Annotated in this window: 17 protein-coding genes; all 17 read left to right on the forward strand. The window is 36.1% G+C overall.

Going from position 1 to position 18,854, the window contains the following annotated elements; all coding sequences use genetic code 11:
- Positions 1-945: a bifunctional riboflavin kinase/FAD synthetase gene (locus J2Z81_RS00845; RefSeq protein WP_029266550.1), complete on the forward strand. Its 945-nt coding sequence runs from the start codon at positions 1-3 to the stop codon at positions 943-945.
- 138 nt (positions 946-1,083) lie between these two features.
- Entirely contained in the window at positions 1,084-1,353 is a 270-nt protein-coding gene (gene rpsO / locus J2Z81_RS00850) for a 30S ribosomal protein S15 (RefSeq protein ID WP_029266553.1), read from the forward strand.
- A 117-nt stretch (positions 1,354-1,470) separates the two neighbouring features.
- Positions 1,471-3,585, forward strand: a complete 2,115-nt coding sequence (pnp, locus tag J2Z81_RS00855) for a polyribonucleotide nucleotidyltransferase (protein WP_029266556.1) — start codon at positions 1,471-1,473, stop codon at positions 3,583-3,585.
- Between the two features lie 159 nt (positions 3,586-3,744).
- Positions 3,745-4,707 (forward strand): polysaccharide deacetylase family protein, encoded by a 963-nt coding sequence (locus J2Z81_RS00860; RefSeq protein ID WP_226370524.1) that lies wholly within the window; start codon positions 3,745-3,747, stop codon positions 4,705-4,707.
- Positions 4,708-4,747: 40 nt separating this feature from the next.
- Positions 4,748-5,971: a M16 family metallopeptidase gene (locus tag J2Z81_RS00865; RefSeq protein WP_029266558.1), complete on the forward strand. Its 1,224-nt coding sequence runs from the start codon at positions 4,748-4,750 to the stop codon at positions 5,969-5,971.
- A gap of 77 nt (positions 5,972-6,048) precedes the next feature.
- Positions 6,049-6,282 (forward strand): YlmC/YmxH family sporulation protein, encoded by a 234-nt coding sequence (locus J2Z81_RS00870; protein ID WP_029266560.1) that lies wholly within the window; start codon positions 6,049-6,051, stop codon positions 6,280-6,282.
- A gap of 632 nt (positions 6,283-6,914) precedes the next feature.
- A complete protein-coding gene (dpaA, locus tag J2Z81_RS00875) occupies positions 6,915-7,796 on the forward strand; it encodes a dipicolinic acid synthetase subunit A (protein WP_029266564.1) in 882 nt (293 codons plus the stop codon).
- 1 nt (position 7,797) lies between these two features.
- The gene (dpaB, locus tag J2Z81_RS00880) at positions 7,798-8,403 is read left to right on the forward strand and encodes a dipicolinate synthase subunit B (protein WP_029266566.1); all 606 of its coding nucleotides are present in this window, start codon (positions 7,798-7,800) and stop codon (positions 8,401-8,403) included.
- Between the two features lie 65 nt (positions 8,404-8,468).
- Positions 8,469-9,515: an aspartate-semialdehyde dehydrogenase gene (asd, locus tag J2Z81_RS00885; RefSeq protein ID WP_029266568.1), complete on the forward strand. Its 1,047-nt coding sequence runs from the start codon at positions 8,469-8,471 to the stop codon at positions 9,513-9,515.
- A gap of 33 nt (positions 9,516-9,548) precedes the next feature.
- On the forward strand, positions 9,549-10,778 hold the full coding sequence (gene dapG / locus J2Z81_RS00890) for an aspartate kinase (RefSeq protein ID WP_226370525.1): 1,230 nt from the start codon (positions 9,549-9,551) through the stop codon (positions 10,776-10,778).
- A gap of 27 nt (positions 10,779-10,805) precedes the next feature.
- Positions 10,806-11,672 (forward strand): 4-hydroxy-tetrahydrodipicolinate synthase, encoded by an 867-nt coding sequence (gene dapA, locus J2Z81_RS00895; RefSeq protein WP_029266572.1) that lies wholly within the window; start codon positions 10,806-10,808, stop codon positions 11,670-11,672.
- 113 nt (positions 11,673-11,785) lie between these two features.
- Positions 11,786-12,517 (forward strand): ClpP family protease, encoded by a 732-nt coding sequence (locus J2Z81_RS00900; protein WP_029266573.1) that lies wholly within the window; start codon positions 11,786-11,788, stop codon positions 12,515-12,517.
- Complete coding sequence (locus J2Z81_RS00905; RefSeq protein ID WP_029266576.1) at positions 12,514-12,720, forward strand: YlzJ-like family protein; 207 nt, start codon at positions 12,514-12,516, stop codon at positions 12,718-12,720. The genes J2Z81_RS00900 and J2Z81_RS00905 overlap by 4 nt, the downstream gene beginning before the upstream one ends.
- Before the next feature lie 93 nt (positions 12,721-12,813).
- Positions 12,814-15,132: an FtsK/SpoIIIE family DNA translocase gene (locus J2Z81_RS00910; protein WP_226981175.1), complete on the forward strand. Its 2,319-nt coding sequence runs from the start codon at positions 12,814-12,816 to the stop codon at positions 15,130-15,132.
- 224 nt (positions 15,133-15,356) lie between these two features.
- Complete coding sequence (locus J2Z81_RS00915; RefSeq protein WP_029266580.1) at positions 15,357-16,091, forward strand: GntR family transcriptional regulator; 735 nt, start codon at positions 15,357-15,359, stop codon at positions 16,089-16,091.
- 184 nt (positions 16,092-16,275) lie between these two features.
- Positions 16,276-17,562, forward strand: coding sequence for an EF-P 5-aminopentanol modification-associated protein YfmF (gene yfmF, locus J2Z81_RS00920; RefSeq protein WP_226370526.1), 1,287 nt, complete (start codon positions 16,276-16,278; stop codon positions 17,560-17,562).
- A 1-nt stretch (position 17,563) separates the two neighbouring features.
- Positions 17,564-18,847 carry an EF-P 5-aminopentanol modification-associated protein YfmH gene (gene yfmH / locus J2Z81_RS00925; protein ID WP_029266584.1) on the forward strand — a complete coding sequence of 428 codons (1,284 nt, stop codon included), beginning with the start codon at positions 17,564-17,566 and terminating at the stop codon, positions 18,845-18,847.
- The last annotated feature ends 7 nt before the right edge of the window (positions 18,848-18,854 follow it).

An 18,854-nucleotide genomic window follows, 5' to 3' on the forward strand; every position in this document is an offset into this window, starting at 1 on the left:
ATGAGAACGATTGAATTATCTTATCCTCATACATTAGTTTTAGAGGAGCTACCCGAAACAGTAAGCGCTATAGGATTTTTTGATGGAATACATAGAGGACATCAAAGAGTAATTCAAACTGCTGTCACAGAAGCAAGAAAGGTGAATATGGAAAGTGCAGTCATAACGTTTCATCCACATCCTTCTGTTGTCCTGCAAAAAGAAAAAAAACAAATTCAGTATATCACTCCACTGCGTGAGAAAAAGGAAATATTACAGCGTTTGAACGTTGACAGACTTTATATCATTACATTTAATAAAGAGTTGTCTATGTTATCACCGCAAGAATTTATTGATCACTTTATTATTGGGTTGAATATAAAGCATTTAGTTGCAGGGTTTGACTTCTCCTATGGCCATAAAGGGAAAGGTGATATGAATACGATTCAATCACAATCAAGGGATGCATTCATGTTTTCCACAATTGATAAAATAGAAGCAAACGGTGAAAAAATTAGCTCTACCCGAATACGAAAACTTCTTGACGCAGGAAATGTTGAACGTGTTAACGATTTACTTAACAGGCATTTTTCCACTTACGGAATTGTGATTGATGGGGATAAACGTGGAAAAACAATTGGTTTTCCTACAGCCAATCTTAGAGTTAACCCTGAAGCATTATTACCAAAAACAGGTATCTATGCCGTGAAAGTTCTCTATAAAAATGAAGTATACGAGGGAATGGCAAATCTTGGCACAAACCCCACATTTACGCCAGATCTATCCCAGCCAAGAATTGAGGTAAACATATTTGATTACAATAATGATCTCTATGGTGAAGAACTGCAAATAGAGTGGCATGCATTTATTCGTGACGAAGAAAAATTTGACCAAGTCGATCAGCTAGTTAAACAAATAGAAAACGATGAAAAAAAAATACGTCACTATTTTTCAATACAAGAATAAAGTGAAATAATGTATTTTCCACTTGCAATTTCCATGAAAAACATGTAACCTAAACAAGTGAACCATCGCTTGGCAAATCGATGCTCCGACGTTTGCGAGGGGAATGGGGATATATATATAAGTAGGAGGTGGCTTGAAATGGCAATGACAAAAGAACGTAAAAATGAAATTATTAATGAGTTTAAAGTTCATGATAATGATACGGGTTCTCCAGAAGTTCAGATAGCAGTTCTTACGGAGGAAATTACTACATTAAACGAACATTTACGTTTTCATAAAAAAGACCATCATTCACGTCGCGGACTTTTAAAAATGGTTGGTAAACGTCGTAATTTACTTAACTATTTACGTAAAAAAGACGTTACTCGCTATCGTGACCTGATTAAAAAATTAGGCTTACGCCGATAATATTTAAAAAAGCAGGAGAAATCCTGCTTTTTTTATACTTTAAACACTTTATTTACATTCATGGCTATAAACTATAAAATGTAGGATAGAATGTTAATGAAAGGAGATAAAATAGTAATGGCAGAAGAAAAACACGTATTCTCCACAAAACTTGGCGGTAAACAATTCATCGTTGAGATTGGAGAATTGGCAAAACAAGCTAATGGTGCTTGTATGGTCCACTATGGTGATACATCTGTATTATCTGTAGCTACAGCATCAAAAGAACCAAAAGATTTACCTTTTTTTCCTTTAACAGTTAATTACGAAGAACGGTTATATGCGGTAGGTAAAATTCCCGGAGGTTTTATTAAGAGAGAGGGCAGACCGAGTGAAAAAGCAATTTTATCATCTCGGTTAATTGACCGACCAATACGGCCACTATTTCCTGATGGGTTTCGAAATGAAGTACAGGTTATCAGTACGGTTATGAGTGTTGATCAGGATTGTTCTTCTGAAATCGCCGCTATGATCGGCTCATCGATTGCACTTAGTATTTCGGATATTCCATTTGAAGAACCGATTGCAGGGGTTAATATAGGAAGAATTGATGGAGAATTCGTCATTAATCCAACGATCGAGGAACAAGAGAAAAGTGATATCGATTTAACAGTTGCCGGTACGAAAGATGCGATTAATATGGTGGAAGCTGAGGCACAGGAAATTCCTGAAGAAATCATGCTAGATGCAATTATGTTTGGCCACAAGGAAATTGTTCGCTTAGTAGAATTTCAAGAAGAAATGATTCGTGCGGTTGGTCTTGAAAAATTAGATGTTCCCTTATTTGAAAGCGACCAAGAATTTTCAGCAAATGTGAAATCAAAAGCTGAAAAAAAGTTAGTTGAAGCTATACAAGTTCAAGAAAAACACGCTCGGGAAGAAGCTATTGATAAAGTAAAAGAAGAAATTTTAACAGAATATGATGAAGAAGAGGAAGAAATAATTCAACAAGTTAAATCTGTTTTAGATAAGATGGTCAAGGATGAAGTCCGCCGTCTGATCACGCAAGAAAATGTACGCCCAGATGGACGTAAGCTTGACGAAATCCGCCCGCTTTCTTCACGCGTGGGTATTCTACCACGGACACATGGCTCCGGATTATTTACACGTGGACAAACCCAAGCATTAAGTGTATGTACACTTGGCGCACTAGGTGACGTACAAATATTGGATGGGCTTGATTTAGAAGAATCAAAGCGTTTTATGCATCATTACAACTTCCCTCAATATAGTGTAGGTGAAACAGGACCAATTCGGGGACCAGGTCGTCGCGAAATTGGCCATGGTGCACTTGGGGAACGTGCTCTTGAGAAAGTAATTCCATCGGATAAAGAATTCCCGTACACAATTCGTCTCGTTTCCGAAGTATTGGAATCCAATGGTTCCACATCTCAGGCTAGTATTTGTGCAAGTACGTTAGCAATGATGGATGCTGGAGTTCCGATTAAAGCGCCAGTAGCAGGAATTGCTATGGGTCTTGTTAAAACAGGAGAAGATTACGCTATTTTAACGGATATTCAAGGAATGGAAGATGCACTAGGAGATATGGATTTCAAGGTAGCTGGGACTGCAAAAGGTGTTACCGCACTACAAATGGATATTAAAATTGACGGTTTGTCTAAAGAAATATTGGAAGAGTCATTAAGTCAAGCTAAAACAGGCCGGATGCACATCCTAGATTCAATGCTTGCAACGATTAAAGAACCGAATGCAGAACTGTCGGAGTATGCACCAAAAATATTAACGATGAAAATTAAACCCGAAAAAATTCGTGATGTTATTGGACCAAGTGGAAAGCAAATTAATAAAATAATCGAAGAAACTGGTGTCAAGATTGATATTGAACAAGATGGAAGTATATTTATCTCATCTGCAGATGCCGAGATGAATGAAAAAACGAAAAAAATTATTAATGATCTTGTACGAGAAGTTGAAGTTGGTGAGATGTATTTAGGTACAGTGAAGCGAATTGAGAAATTTGGCGCTTTTGTTGAATTATTTAAAGGCAAAGACGGTTTAGTCCATATTTCTGAATTAGCCGAAGAACGGACGAAGAAAGTGGAAGATGTTGTATCTATTGGCGACCAAATTATGGTTAAAGTAAAAGAAATTGATAATCAAGGTCGAGTCAATCTTTCCCGTAAAGCTGTTTTAAAAGAGGAAAGGGAAAGACAAGAAAGATCCAAATCATAATAATTAACGAAACAAGAAGCTGCAATGTCAGTTTCTTTTTTAATGTTTTAAACGAGTAGCTGTCAAGGTAGGATACATACTTTTGGTTTAAACTGTATTACATATGTCTCATATCTTGTCCTTCTTTTTCATATGAATATGTATGAGAGGAGGGCTATAATGTATCGATATCGCAAGATTGTTCAATTATGTGTATTCATACTAATTGTTCTACTGGCTTTTGACATAGACTATAATCCATTTGTTAAAAATGATGTTGGAAAATTATCCCATCAAGTTGTTCATGTTACAAAAACAAAGGATCCATTATATCAAGAAATAAAACAAAAAAAATCCAAGTATTCTAAAGAACCGCAGAATGCAACCGTTGATAAAATCTGGAAAAAAACACCGGGGAGAAATGGGGTAGAGGTAGATGTTGAGGAGTCATATAAACAAATGAAAAAGGAAGGAAATTTTGATGAATCAAAACTTGTTTATAAGCAAATCCCTCCAAAAGTACAATTTAGGGAATTACCGGCTTCACCTGTTTATCGAGGTCATCCCGAAAAGGAAATGGTGGCATTTTTAATAAATGTATCATGGGGAGAAGAACATATTCCTGAAATATTAGATACTTTAAATGAGCATAACGTAAAAGCGACATTTTTTATTGAAGGGGAATGGGCGAAAAAAAATGCAGATCTTGTTAAAATGATAAATGAACAAGGACATTTAATAGGAAATCACGCTTATAATCATCCTGATATGGCTCGTCTATCGAATCAAGAAATCATCCAGCAGATAACCCAAACCAATACAATTATTGAAGCTATTATTGATAAGACTCCAAGGTGGTTTGCTCCCCCTAGTGGAAGCTTTAAGAATAATGTTGTAAAAACAGCACATAATTTAAAAATGGAAACAATACTTTGGACAGTTGACACAATCGATTGGAAGAATCCTTCTGTTTCTGTTATGATGAATCGGGTAATGACTGATATTCATCCTGGAGCAACTATTTTAATGCATCCAACTTCTTCTGTTGTAGAAGGACTGTCACCATTAATTAAGGATATAAAAAAGAAAGGATACAAAATTGGAACTATTGAGCAACTGCTAAACGAAGAAAGAGAAATATAAATTAATTACATTACATACAATTGATTTAGGAGGCAATATTTTGATAGAGAAGCATACTTGCAACAATGGACTACGAATCGTATTGGAAAATATACCGGCTGTCCGTTCTGTAACAATAGGGATTTGGGTATTAACTGGATCCAGAAATGAAACAACAGAAAATAATGGAATATCCCATTTTTTAGAGCATATGTTTTTTAAGGGGACAAAAACGAGATCAGCACAGGATATAGCAGAAGCTTTTGATTCCATAGGCGGCCAAGTAAATGCATTTACATCGAAAGAGTATACATGTTTTTACGCGCGTGTGCTAGATACACACAAGGATTACGCTTTGGAAATCTTAGCTGATATGTTCTTTCACTCTTCTTTCGATGAAGAAGAAATGGAGCGTGAGAAAAAAGTTGTTCTTGAAGAAATCAAAATGTATGAAGATACACCGGATGATATTGTTCATGATTTATTAGCAAAAGCTTCTTACGGGGAACATCCATTAGGGTATCCTATTCTTGGAACAGAGGAGCACCTGAAAACGTTTAAACCAGAAACGTTACGCAATTATATGAAAGAGTGCTACACTCCTGAAAATATAGTTATTTCTGTTGCCGGCAATACAGATACGTCTTTCATTCGTAAGGTTGAAAGCTACTTTGGGCACTTTCAGTCCAAAAATCAGCAAACAAACATGTTGAAGCCAACTTTTCTGGCAAATAATATTGTAAGGAATAAAGATACAGAGCAAGCTCATTTATGTTTAGGGTATGATGGCTTGCCAATTGGCAACAGTAATGTATACAGTTTGATTATTATGAATAATGTTCTTGGCGGGAGTATGAGTTCAAGATTATTTCAGGAAGTCCGTGAAAAACAAGGACTTGCTTATGCGGTCTTTTCCTATCATTCTTCATTCTTGGATAATGGATTATTAACAATATATGCCGGAACAGGAAAGGATCAATTACCTGTTTTGCAAGACACGATTTATCAAACGGTTGATCAGCTAATTAAATCCGGTTTGACAGATAAAGAACTAAATAATAGTAAAGAGCAATTAAAAGGAAATCTCATGTTAAGTCTAGAAAGCACGAATAGCCGTATGAGCAGAAACGGAAGAAATGAGTTATTGCTGCATCGACACCGTACATTAGATGAAATGATACAGGAAATTGATGCTGTTAATCATGAATCTATTCACAATGTAATTACAAAAACATTTAAGCAGACATCTTCGAAGGCTTTAATAGCACCACAGGAAGCGAACTAACCTATGTTTTTATACATAGGTTTTTTTAATGTTCATATATATATATTAATCCCTTTTTCAGACTGGAGGCGATGGGAATGCGTTATAAAGAAATTAGCGGAAAGGAAATAGTAAATGTAAACCATGGGTCGAGATTAGGAATATTAGGACAAACGGATTTAGAAATAGATATTCATTCAGGGCAAATTAAATCATTTATCATACCGAACTATAAGTGGTTTGGTTTAAAAAAGGAAGGTGAAGAAACGAGAATTTACTGGGAAGATATTCAAAAAATTGGAGAAGATATGATTATGATTGATGCAGAATAACTTAAAATTGCATGAAAAGGTCTACATAAGGACGATTACCGTTTACGAAGGTACTCGTCCTTTTTTCGTGCGCCCTGCATGGACGAATACTTGGTGGTAAAAGTCCACTACAGGCTTAGCAGTAGGAACTGTTAGCGAAAGGCAAGGTGGCTATCGTAAGGCTGAAGGAAGCTGGACGCAAAAGGAAATATAAGAGGCTTACCTGTCACAAGAAAAAGGCAGAACACTTTTTGGGTAGAATTGCAAAACAAAATCCCAAGTTCTTTAAACACTGGGAAGTAGGTGAGAAACTCAAACGGATCACCAAGCGCAACCGTGGCCGTCAACCCGAAGCGATTCTAGAAAATCCGGCACAAGCCATATTCACCACCGTTCATTGACAGATAAAGAACTGGCATCAAGAGGATATAAAGATATCGCTCTACAATACCAGCTCCTACACTCAAACTATTGAACCGCCGTATACGGAATCGTATGTACGTACGGTGGTGTGAGGGGCGAAAAGTTACTTAACTTTTCCCTCTACTCGATTTTTTATCAAATAACTAATCACTAATAGCCTATCAAAACATAAGCTATAAAGTAATCAGAGCAAAAAAGAAATAAAGTATATTTGGAGGGTGTATACAATCATGGATCGATTAATAGCCATAATAGGTGGTGACGGAAGATATTTAGAATTAATTCGTCAATTAAAAGCTCTTCCTAATACGACTACTATTCTTGTGGGTTTTGACAAATTAGAGCAAGGATTCACTGGTTTAAAACAAATTGATTTCAAAGATCTAAAACAATCCAATTTAGATGTCATCATCTTGCCAATTACAGGCACAGATGATACCGGTAACGTTGATACTGTATTCTCAGATCAGCCAGTACAATTAACAAGAGAGTGGTTCAAAAAACTTAAGAGATCCTCCCTTGTATTTACAGGAATAACAAACGAATATTTAACCGATGCAACAAAAGAGGCAGATGTATCATTAATCCCTTTATTAAACCGTGATGATGTGGCCATTTTTAACTCCATACCAACTGCAGAGGGAGCAATTATGATGGCCATTGAGAATACGGATTATACGATCCATTCATCACGGATTATTGTAGTTGGTTTTGGACGTGTAGGAAATACTGTTGCAAATAAATTTTCTGCTTTTGGGGCTAAAGTGTCAGTTAGTGCTAATAACATCACTGATTTGGCAAGAATTACCGAAATGGGTCTAACAGCTATTCCTTTACATGAGTTACATGAACACACAAATCAGTGTGATTTACTAATTAATACAGTCCCAGCTCCTATTATCAATAAAAACTCTATTGGTAATTTACCAACGCACGGACTGATTATTGATTTAGCTTCAAAACCTGGAGGAACAGATTTTGAATTTGCCAAAAAACGGGGAATTAAAGCAATTTTAGCCCCTAGCTTACCTAGTATTGTAGCACCCAAAACATCTGGAAAAATCTTGGCGGATGTTATTAAACAAATTTTGCAAGAAGAAAGGGGAAAATAGCATGTCGTTAGAAGGAAAAAGAATTGGTTTTGGAATAACTGCTTCTCATTGCACCTATGATGAAGTGTTTCCACAGTTACAAAAGTTAATCGATGCAAAGGCAGATGTAGTTCCAATTGTAACTTACTCTGTAAGAACCACCAATACTAAATTTGGTAAGGCTGCAGATCATATAGCAACAATTGAATCCATTACAGGAAAAAAAGTAATTACAACAATGCCTGAAGCGGAGCCATTAGGTCCTAAATATCCCCTGGATTGTATGGTGATAGCGCCATTAACTGGAAATACACTAAGTAAAATGGCAAATGCACAGACAGATTCACCTGTGTTAATGGCAGCAAAAGCTACACTCCGAAATCAAAGTCCAGTTGTACTCGGAATTTCCACAAATGATGCACTTGGATTAAATGGTGTTAATTTAATGCGCTTAATGGCAACAAAACTTGTATATTTTATCCCATATGGTCAAGATGATCCCTACAAAAAACCCAATTCTTTAGTTTCTAATATGGAATTAATCCCTGATACGATTGAATCAGCTCTTGAATATAAACAAATTCAACCTGTTATCATTCCGCATATTGATGAAAGTATGATAGAATAAGAAACTAGGAATATTTTAAAGATGATGAAGGTAATAAGATATCCATTGTGAAAGGAGTTATTAAAATGTCAGGAAAAAAAGCATATAATGTAGCGATTGTAGGAGCAACAGGTGCTGTAGGTGGAAAAATCTTAACCATTTTACAGGATAGGCAATTTCCCATTGAATCTTTAAAACTCTTATCCTCTAAAAGATCAGCTGGGAAAAAGATCTTGTTTAACAATGAGGAGGTCACTGTGGAGGAAGCTACTCCAGATAGCTTCACTGGAGTAGATATTGCCTTCTTCTCAGCCGGGGGTTCTATTTCAAAAAAATTAGCAAAAAAAGCAGTAGACGCTGGAGCAGTAGTTGTTGATAACACAAGTGCGTATCGAATGGATGAAGGAGTACCGCTTGTTGTACCAGAGGTAAATGAAGGTGATTTAAAAAATCATAAAGGATTAATATCCAATCCAAATTGTTCAACAATTCAAATGGTGGCAGCATTAAAACCTATTCAATCAGCATATGGTTTAAATCGTGTTATCGTTTCAACATATCAAGCTGTGTCAGGTGCAGGTAATGCAGCATGTAATGAATTGGAAGAGCAATCAAAGCAGTATTTGAATAATGAAGAAATGAAGGCAGAATTGTTGCCAGTTGGGGGAGATAAAAATCATTACCCAATTGCATTTAATGCTCTTCCACAGATCGATGTATTCGGTGAAAATGGTTATACTTTTGAAGAAATGAAAATGATTAATGAAACAAAGAAAATCATGCATGCACAAGAATTACCTGTAGCAGCTACTTGCGTACGACTGCCATTCTTTACCTCACATGCAGAAAGTGTTTATATAGAAGTTAATCAAGATGGGTTAACAGTTAATGATATATGGAAAGTTCTAGATGGAGCCGAAGGGGTTATTTTAGAAGATAATCCTAGCACACAAACATATCCAACTCCGTTAAGTGCTGCAAACAAGGATGAAGTTTTTGTAGGAAGAGTTCGAAAAGACTTGGATAATAAGAAAGGTTTCCATCTTTGGGTAGTTTCAGATAACCTAGTAAAAGGTGCTGCTTTAAATACAGTACAGATCGCAGAAAGCTTAATTAAAAATAATTGGTTATAATGAGATTCATAAAAGGGTAGAGGTGTTCACACATTGCAGATTTTAATTCAAAAATTCGGGGGAACTTCTGTACAAACTGAAGAAAACAGAAATCATGTAATTAAACATATAAAAGATGCTTTAATGAAAGAGTATAAACTTGTTGTGGTTGTTTCAGCATTAGGTAGGAAACCTGATCCTTATGCAACAGACACATTATTGGATTTAGTCGATTTTCCAGCAAATCAAAATTCTAATCGGGAGATTGATTTGTTGATGTCTTGTGGTGAAACAATATCTTCTGTTGTCTTGTCCAACGAATTACAAAAACACCATATCTCTGCGACGGCTTTAACTGGTGCGCAAGCTGGATTTGTAACGAATGATGATTTTACACAGGCCAAAATTAAAAAGGTCAATCCAGAAAGGATTCGAAAAGAATTTGAAGACCATGACGTTGTAGTTGTTGCGGGATTTCAGGGGCAAACAGAATCTGGTGAAATAACAACTATCGGACGTGGAGGCAGTGATACGACTGCCGCAGCCCTTGGTGCTGCACTGCAAGCAGAGCGTATTGAGATTTTTACGGATGTCAACGGAATAATGACTGCAGATCCGCGGGTTGTGAAATCAGCAAGACCTTTAAATGTTGTTACGTATACTGAAATTTGTAATTTAGCGTATCAGGGAGCAAAAGTAGTTCATCCACGTGCTGTTGAAATCGCCATGCAAGCGAAAATCCCTATGCGGGTAAGATCGACCTATTCCTTTGATGAAGGAACTTTGGTTACGGCCTCAAGAGTACAGGAAATGGGTGTGGATATACCAGATCGTCTAATAACAGGAATTGCGCATATTTCCTCCATCACACAACTTAGGGTCCAGACAAAAGAAGGTGTTTATCGGCTTCAATCGGATGTCTTTAAGGCAATGGCTGAAGCTGGGATTTCGGTGGACTTTATCAATATATCGCCTTCTGGCGTTATTTATACGGTACCAAAAGAATTTACAGAAAAAGCGGTTCATATATTAGATACATTAGGTTTTCAAGCCGAGGTTACAGAAAATTGCGCAAAAGTATCTGCAGTTGGTGCTGGCATGACGGGAGTGCCAGGTGTGGCTTCAAGAATTGTTCAAGCTTTGACAGAGGCTAATGTACAAATTTTACAGTCTGCAGATAGTCATACAACAATTTGGGTTCTTGTCCATGAAAAAGATTTAAAAAAAGCGGTGAATGCTTTGCATGAAGTGTTTGAACTAAGCAACAGTAAATCTCTCGTATAAGATATTACGGGAGAAAGGAGCGATTTGATGGATTTTGGTAATGTATTAACGGCAATGGTAACGCCATTTGACCTTGAGGGAAATATCGACCTCGAGAGAACAAGTATTTTAATTGACCATCTTCTTAAAAGTGGGACTGAAGGTTTAGTAATTGCTGGAACAACTGGTGAATCAGCTACTTTGTCACAAGATGAAAAGATTAAGCTGTTCAAACATGTAGTTAATATTGTAAACAAACGAGTCCCCGTACTTGCTGGTACTGGAACGAATAATACTGCTGCCTCCATTGATCTTACAAAAGAAGCAGAGGCATGTGGTGTTGACGGTATCATGCTTGTATGTCCTTATTATAATAAACCTAGTCAACGTGGGCTTTATGAACATTTTACTGCAATAGCACAAGCGACAAGTTTACCAATTATGTTGTATAACATTCCAGGGCGATCTGTTGTTAATTTAAGTGGAGAAACAATTATTCAATTAAGTTCAATTGAAAATATTGTTTCCGTAAAAGAAGCAAGTGGTGACCTTGATCAAGTTTCTGACATCATTGAAAATACAGATGATCATTTTTCTGTATATGCTGGTGATGATGGGATGACATTACCAATGCTCGCGCTTGGAGCAGATGGTGTAGTTTCTGTCGCTTCTCATATTATTGGAAATGAAATGAATCAAATGGTCCATTCATTTCGAAGGGGAGATGTAAATGCTGCAGCCTCTTCGCACCGAAAATTACTTCCTGTTATGAAAGGGTTATTCACGGCACCATCCCCCACTCCTGTGAAAGCAGCTTTGGAAATGAAAGGTATTCAGGTAGGAGGAGTTCGATTACCATTGGTACCGTTGACAAATCAAGAAAAAAGTGGCTTGAAAGCATTAATAAATGACTAAAAATATCGGCGATTTATGCCGATATTTTTATTTTGCTCTAATTGTTGTATGTAATACTTCCAATTGTTCATACTATTTATAGGCTATAAATATACAAGAGGGAGTGTTTTTGTATGGATAAAGATTCAGAAAGAAAAGGGCAAACAGAAGAGGATAAGTCCAATTCTTCCTCATTGGTTCAAAAAATACAACAGTTAGGACAATCGAATGTACCACAAGCCCCAGATTCAAATGTTCATGTTTTGTCAATTATAGGACAAGTAGAAGGACATATACAATTACCGCCACAAAATAAGACAACAAAATATGAACACTTACTTCCCCAACTCATTGCAATCGAACAAAATCCTAAAATTGAAGGGCTTGTAATTTTGCTTAATACAGTGGGGGGAGACGTGGAAGCGGGCCTTGCGCTATCCGAAATGATTGCTTCCATTTCAATACCAACAGTATCCATCGTGCTCGGTGGGGGTCATTCTATCGGTGTTCCAATTGCAGTAGCAACAGATTATTCCTATATTGTCCCTACCGCTACAATGACTATTCATCCGGTAAGGTTAACTGGAATGGTTATTGGGGTTCCTCAAACCTTTGAATACTTGGACAAAATGCAAGAAAGAGTTATCAATTTTGTTACAAATCACTCAAATATAAAAGAAGAGAAGTTTAAAGAACTTATGTTTGCGAAGGGAAATTTAACGAGAGATATTGGTACGAATGTAGTGGGGTCTGATGCGGTTGAGTACGGTCTTATTGATGATGTAGGCGGTGTTAAGGAAGCGATGAAAAAAGTAAACGAATTAATTGAAAATGATAATGACAACAACAAGACGGTGATACAATGATTTTATACACGCCATTATCACAGACAGATATTTTTCCGGATTCTAATGATTCTTTCAACAATCGCCAATGGGTTTCTTATCACGGTATGGAATTATATGTAGAGAAAAGAAAAGATGGATCTTATCAATTATTGCAGCTTCTTTCCACTGATCCCCAAGATTTTTTAAATTCCAATTTTACTCCGGGAACTATTTTATCCTAAGGTGCAAACATCTTTATGGAATATGATATAATGGATATAATTTATAATTAAGTAAACCCTTGCCAATTTTTATAGGGCAGGGGTTTCATGTTCATGCCGGAAACTGAGGTGATAGCTGTGGCAAAGAAAAAACGAAAAAAAAGAAAAAAGCACTTAAAAAAACAACTGAAAACTGAGTTATTAGGCCTTCTATTTATTTTCCTAGCTGTTTTTGGCAGTGGTGCAAGTGCTATAAGTGATGGTGCGATTCCTGGAGGATTAGAATATCTTTTTCATTTCTTTTTAGGTATATGGTATTTTATTGCATCTGTTTTTTTATTAGTTACTGGAATTTTTTTATTAGTAAAGCGCCGTTATCCTGATTTTTTTAATAGAAAATTAGTCGGTTTCTATATTAGCTTTCTGGGCATCTTGCTTTTAACGCACATTCAAACATTTGAGAGATTGCTAATGGAGGCAGACAATCCTTCTATTATCAAAGCAACATGGGATAATCTATTAGTTTATGTAAATGGACATGGTACGTCAGCACAGACGGGTGGGGGGATGCTAGGAGGAGTTTTGTTTGCTTTTTGTTATTATCTTTTTTCCTCGATAGGTGCGAAAATAGTTGCTGTTTTTTCTGTAATTATAGGATTCATCTTTATGACTGAATTTTCTTTAGGAGAGTTTTTCGCGAAGATTGGAAAAAGTATTGCCTTGATGGGAAAAAAATTCAAGTCGCGTTTAATTGAATTTCGCGATAATAGACAAGCTGCTCCTGGAGAAGAATTAGATAAACTGCTTGAAGATGATCAGGATTTACAAAATAACAGTGATGAATCTGCAATACCGGTTATTCAGGATTTCACCGATGTTGCCAGCTCCTTTGATCCACCTTCTAGTAAATCTGAAAATATAGTTTCAGAAGATAAAAATGCGGAAGATTCTTCGGATGAGGAGAGTATCCCACTTCCAATGACTGAAACGGAAAACTATGAATATATTCTTCCACCACTTGATTTGCTGACTGAGCCCGCAAACAATTCGCAGCAGCATGAAAAATCTCACATTCAATCTACTGTTCGAAAGCTGGAGCGTACATTTCATAGTTTTGGGGTAAAAGCAAAAATTACAAAAGTGCATGTTGGACCGGCCGTGACAAAATATGAAGTCTATCCTGACGCAGGTGTAAAGGTTAGTAGAATTGTCAGTTTGCACGACGATTTAGCGCTTGCTTTGGCTGCAAAGGATATTCGAATAGAAGCACCAATACCTGGTAAATCAGCAGTTGGGATTGAGGTGCCAAATCAAGAAGTTGCAATGGTTTCTTTGCGAGAGGTTCTTGAAGTTACGACAAAACAACCGTCAAAGTCAAAATTGCTATTTGCATTAGGGAGAGACATATCAGGAGAGGCTATTGTAGGAGAATTAAATAAAATGCCTCATATGTTAATCGCAGGTGCTACAGGCAGCGGAAAAAGTGTTTGTGTGAATGGTATTATTACTACCATACTTATGCGCACAAAACCACATGAAGTAAAATTGATGATGATTGATCCTAAAAAGGTGGAGTTAAACGTTTATAATGGTATACCTCACTTATTAGCCCCCGTTGTGACAGATCCAAAAAAGGCATCAAGAGCATTGAAAAAAGTAGTATCTGAGATGGAGCGACGATATGAATTATTTTCAGAGACCGGAACGAGGAACATTGAGGGCTATAATGAATATATCAGAAAGCAAAATCAGGTTACGGATGATGAGCAGCCTCATTTGCCATATATAGTAGTTTTAGTAGATGAACTAGCTGATTTAATGATGGTAGCTTCAAGTGATGTAGAAGATTCTATTACACGTCTTGCACAAATGGCGAGGGCTGCAGGAATACATTTAATTATTGCTACACAGCGTCCATCTGTAGACGTTATAACGGGTGTGATTAAAGCTAATATTCCATCCCGTATAGCTTTTAGTGTTTCTTCAGCTACAGATTCAAGGACTATTTTGGATTCCGGCGGCGCAGAAAAGCTCTTAGGTCGTGGAGATATGCTGTTTATGCCAGTAGGAGAATCCAAACCAACACGTGTACAAGGTGCATTTTTATCAGATGAAGAGGTAGAGCGCATTGTAGATCATTGTATTGATCAACAAAAAGCTTCCTATCAAGAAGAAATGATACCTGAAGAAATAGATGAGGTTACTGCTGAAGTGGATGATGAATTATACGAGGATGCTGTCAGGCTTATAACTGAAATGCAAAGTGCGAGTGTCTCCATGTTACAGAGAAGGTTCAGAATTGGTTATACAAGAGCGGCCCGTTTAATTGATGCGATGGAAGATAGAGGAATAGTAGGACCTTATGAAGGAAGTAAGCCAAGAACGGTATTAGTTTCACAGTCTTCAGATGAAAATCAACTTCACGTCAAATGATAGAAGCTTCTTTTATCTGAAGTAGATAAGTAAAAGGACAGTTTATTTCTTCATCTACCTGTCCTTTTTTAGTTGTGGTCTACTTATTCCAAACACTTTTTCATAAATTTTAAAAATAGGTAAAATCAGCTTTATTTAAATAAGTAAACATGTTATATTTAACGGTATAATAGTCTTGGGTCAAAAGTCTTGATTTTGTAAGAGGTTGAAGGAAGGGATTCTTTATAGCGATTAAAAATAATTCACGCCATTTATATTTGCAAGTTATCGATCAAATTAAACGGGATATTGAGAATGGTACCTATAAAGAGAGGGAAAAGCTGCCCTCTGAATTTCAACTATCGAAATTACTAGGGGTTTCTCGGGCTACATTACGAGAAGCGCTAAGAATACTAGAAGAAGATAATATTATTATTAGACGGCATGGGGTTGGGACTTTTGTTAATCCGAAACCAATTTTTTCATCAGGTATCGAAGAACTAAACAGTATTACGTATATGATTGAACAATCTGGAAAAGTGGCCGGAACGCGGTATTTAAGTTCAGCGTATCAAGAACCAACTGAAGAGGACCGAAAAAAATTTTCCTCAACAAAACTGGATCGTATCGCAAAAATTGAACGTGTACGTACTGCGGATAATCAGCCTGTTGTGTTTTGTATTGACAAGGTACCCAAAGGGCTAATTCCCATAGACACTGTCCATAAAGAAGATTCTTTATTCGGAGTGATGGAAGAATATGCAAACAAACAAATTGCTTATGCTGTAACATATATTGAACCAATTGGCTATCATGATCGAATTTATGATTATCTTGATTGTGACCCTGAACAGCCACTTTTATTGCTAAAACAAATGCATTACACCGCAGACGATGAAGCGGTCTTATATTCAGCTAACTATTTTCGGCCTGATATTTTTAGTTTTCATGTTTTAAGGAAACGTATGGAAAAATTATAATATTGCAAGAGCGGATTTGTTATTCATGATGATAACAAATCCGCTTTTTAATGTTTATTAACATTGGATGATAGAAATTATATCCATACGTAGCTTATAATGATTAGTAGATGGAAAAAAAGTGCAGACTATAGCAGTAATGATAATTACCTTTCATATTGCGAAAAGAACTGGAGGATTTAGGATGAATAAAATTACTGAAGAGGTATCAGAACATCATGGAGTAAAATTACATTTAGTACCTAGTAAAAAATATAAAACAATGAATATTGTTGTTAAATTTAAAGCTCCTTTAACTCGCGAGACAATCACCAAGCGAGCTCTTCTCCCTTATATTTTAAGACAAGGGACAAAGAATTATCCAAGCAGAAAAGCGATACAGTCAAAATTGGATGATTTATATGGCGCCGTCCTATCCATTGATGGAGCAAAAAAGGGAGATAACCATATTCTTAGTATGCGTATGGAATTGGCCAATCCGAAATTTATTCCAAATGAATCTTCTATTTTCGATGATGCGATCGAATTATTAACTGAAGTAATATTCCATCCAAACGTACAGGGAAATGCGTTTAATACCGATGTTTTTAAATGTGAAACAGAAACCCTAAGACAGAAGATGAATGCTATTATCGATGATAAAATGAGTTATGCTAATATGCGGCTGATTGATGAAATGTGTAAAGGAGAAGCATATCAATTACATGTACATGGTTACGAAGAGGACCTTAACTCCATAACGCCTGAAAATTTATACGATTACTATCAACAGTTAATGAGGGAGGATCACCTTGATATTTATGTATTAGGGGACTTTGATCAGGAAAAAATTAAAAAGCATATTACAACAACCATGCTGCAAAGAAAGCGAAGTGAGCCGGTCGTACAACACTCAAGTTCACTTTCTGTAGACAAACAAGAAAAGCCTAATGTAGTTATAGAAAAGCAAGATATACAACAAGCAAAACTACATATTGGATATCGAACTCATTGCACCTATCAAGATGATGATTATTTCGCATTACATGTTTTTAATGGAATTTTTGGCGGTTTTCCTAGTTCTAAATTATTTATTAATGTTCGAGAGAAAAACAGCTTAGCTTATTATGCTGCTTCCAGAATTGAAAGTCATAAAGGTTTATTGCTTGTCTTTAGTGGCATTGCCGCAGAAGATTATGAAAAAGCAAAAGAAATTATTGAATTACAAATAACTGCAATGAAAAATGGAGAATTTACAGAAGAAGAACTACAGGAAACGAAAGAGTTAATTATCAACCAATTGCTTGAAACAATGGATCATCCTCAAGGGATGATTGAACTTCTATATCAACAAGTATTAGGAAATAAAGAAATCACACCTGATCAGTTAATTAATAATATTAAGCAAGTAACTAAAGAACAGGTCATCAATATAGCTGAAAAAATCGAAGAAGATACAGTTTATTTATTAACAGGTAAGGGAGGAAAATAGATTGGATAGAAAAAAGTATGATATCATTGATGAAGTGTTGTATTTTGAAAAATTAGAAAACGGACTTACCGTTTTATTATTACCTAAACAAGAAATGGCCAAAACGTATGGCTTGTTTTCTACGAATTATGGCTCCATAGACCAAACTTTCGTACCTATTGGAGAAGAAAACCAAATAACAGTGCCTGAAGGTGTTGCTCATTTTTTGGAACATAAGCTATTTGAAAAAGAAGATCGTGATGTATTTGCAGATTTCGGGAAACAGGGAGCATCTCCAAATGCATATACTTCTTTTACAAAAACAGCTTATCTATTTTCAGCGACAAGTAATATTCAAGAAAATGTAAAAACACTATTAGATTTTGTTCAAGATCCTTTTTTCTCAGAACAATCCGTAGAAAAAGAAAAGGGAATTATTGCACAAGAAATAGAGATGTATAATGATCAGCCTGATTGGCAATCTTTTATGGGGACGCTTAGAAGTATGTTTCAAAATCATCCGGTTAACATTGATATAGCTGGTACAGTGGAGTCTATCCACTCTATAACAAAAGAAGACTTATACACATGTTATCATACATTTTATCATCCAGAGAACATGACTCTTTGTATCGCAGGGAATTTCGACGCAGAAAACATGATGGATTTCATAAAACGTAATCAAGCAGAAAAAGAATTCACTAAAATGAAAGGTCTTAAGCGCGAATTTCCAGATGAACCAGTCAATGTTGCTAAGAAAAAAAGTATAATCAACATGCCGGTTTCAATTCCTAAGTGTGCAGTAGGTATCAAAGAATCCTCAGAGGAATTTAATTCAAAAGAGTTTTTAGTAAAAGACTTATTGCAAGGGATGGTTTTGGATTATTATTTTTCAAAAGGTGGAAGATTTTATCAGGCGTTGTATAATGAAGCGCTTATAGATGAGAGTTTTTATTTTGAATCCACTTTAGAAAAAAATTTCGGTTATTCCATCATTGGCGGCAATACACATCAGCCAGAACAATTTGCACAAAAAGTAAAACAAATGCTATTAAGTACCAAAACAGCTTCCTTCACATCTGATGAATTTATGGTAATGAAGAGAAAGAAAATAGGTCAATTATTACGGGCCATGAACTCATTAGAGTATATTGCGAACCAATGTATTCACTATCATACACAGGGAATTGATTTTTTTGAGTTAATACCTTTTATTCAGTCATTGACACTTGATGATGTGAATTCCTTTGTTCAAAATTGGATAGATGAAGAGCGTCTGGCTGTTTGTGAAATAATAGCGGAATAAGGAGTAC

Source organism: Virgibacillus alimentarius, from assembly GCF_017874635.1.
GTDB lineage: Bacteria > Bacillota > Bacilli > Bacillales > Amphibacillaceae > Virgibacillus_B > Virgibacillus_B alimentarius.

What these genes read in the sequence shown, in the direction of transcription:
- dapA (WP_029266572.1), top strand. Translation starts at nt 10,806, where the DNA reads ATGGATTTTGGTAATGTATTAACGGCAATGGTAACGCCATTTGACCTT.
- dpaB (WP_029266566.1), top strand. Translation starts at nt 7,798, where the DNA reads ATGTCGTTAGAAGGAAAAAGAATTGGTTTTGGAATAACTGCTTCTCAT.
- yfmF (WP_226370526.1), top strand. Translation starts at nt 16,276, where the DNA reads ATGAATAAAATTACTGAAGAGGTATCAGAACATCATGGAGTAAAATTA.
- J2Z81_RS00860 (WP_226370524.1), top strand. Translation starts at nt 3,745, where the DNA reads ATGTATCGATATCGCAAGATTGTTCAATTATGTGTATTCATACTAATT.
- J2Z81_RS00845 (WP_029266550.1), top strand. Translation starts at nt 1, where the DNA reads ATGAGAACGATTGAATTATCTTATCCTCATACATTAGTTTTAGAGGAG.
- J2Z81_RS00870 (WP_029266560.1), top strand. Translation starts at nt 6,049, where the DNA reads ATGCGTTATAAAGAAATTAGCGGAAAGGAAATAGTAAATGTAAACCAT.
- J2Z81_RS00905 (WP_029266576.1), top strand. Translation starts at nt 12,514, where the DNA reads ATGATTTTATACACGCCATTATCACAGACAGATATTTTTCCGGATTCT.
- J2Z81_RS00910 (WP_226981175.1), top strand. Translation starts at nt 12,814, where the DNA reads ATGCCGGAAACTGAGGTGATAGCTGTGGCAAAGAAAAAACGAAAAAAA.
- rpsO (WP_029266553.1), top strand. Translation starts at nt 1,084, where the DNA reads ATGGCAATGACAAAAGAACGTAAAAATGAAATTATTAATGAGTTTAAA.
- J2Z81_RS00900 (WP_029266573.1), top strand. Translation starts at nt 11,786, where the DNA reads ATGGATAAAGATTCAGAAAGAAAAGGGCAAACAGAAGAGGATAAGTCC.
- dpaA (WP_029266564.1), top strand. Translation starts at nt 6,915, where the DNA reads ATGGATCGATTAATAGCCATAATAGGTGGTGACGGAAGATATTTAGAA.
- asd (WP_029266568.1), top strand. Translation starts at nt 8,469, where the DNA reads ATGTCAGGAAAAAAAGCATATAATGTAGCGATTGTAGGAGCAACAGGT.
- pnp (WP_029266556.1), top strand. Translation starts at nt 1,471, where the DNA reads ATGGCAGAAGAAAAACACGTATTCTCCACAAAACTTGGCGGTAAACAA.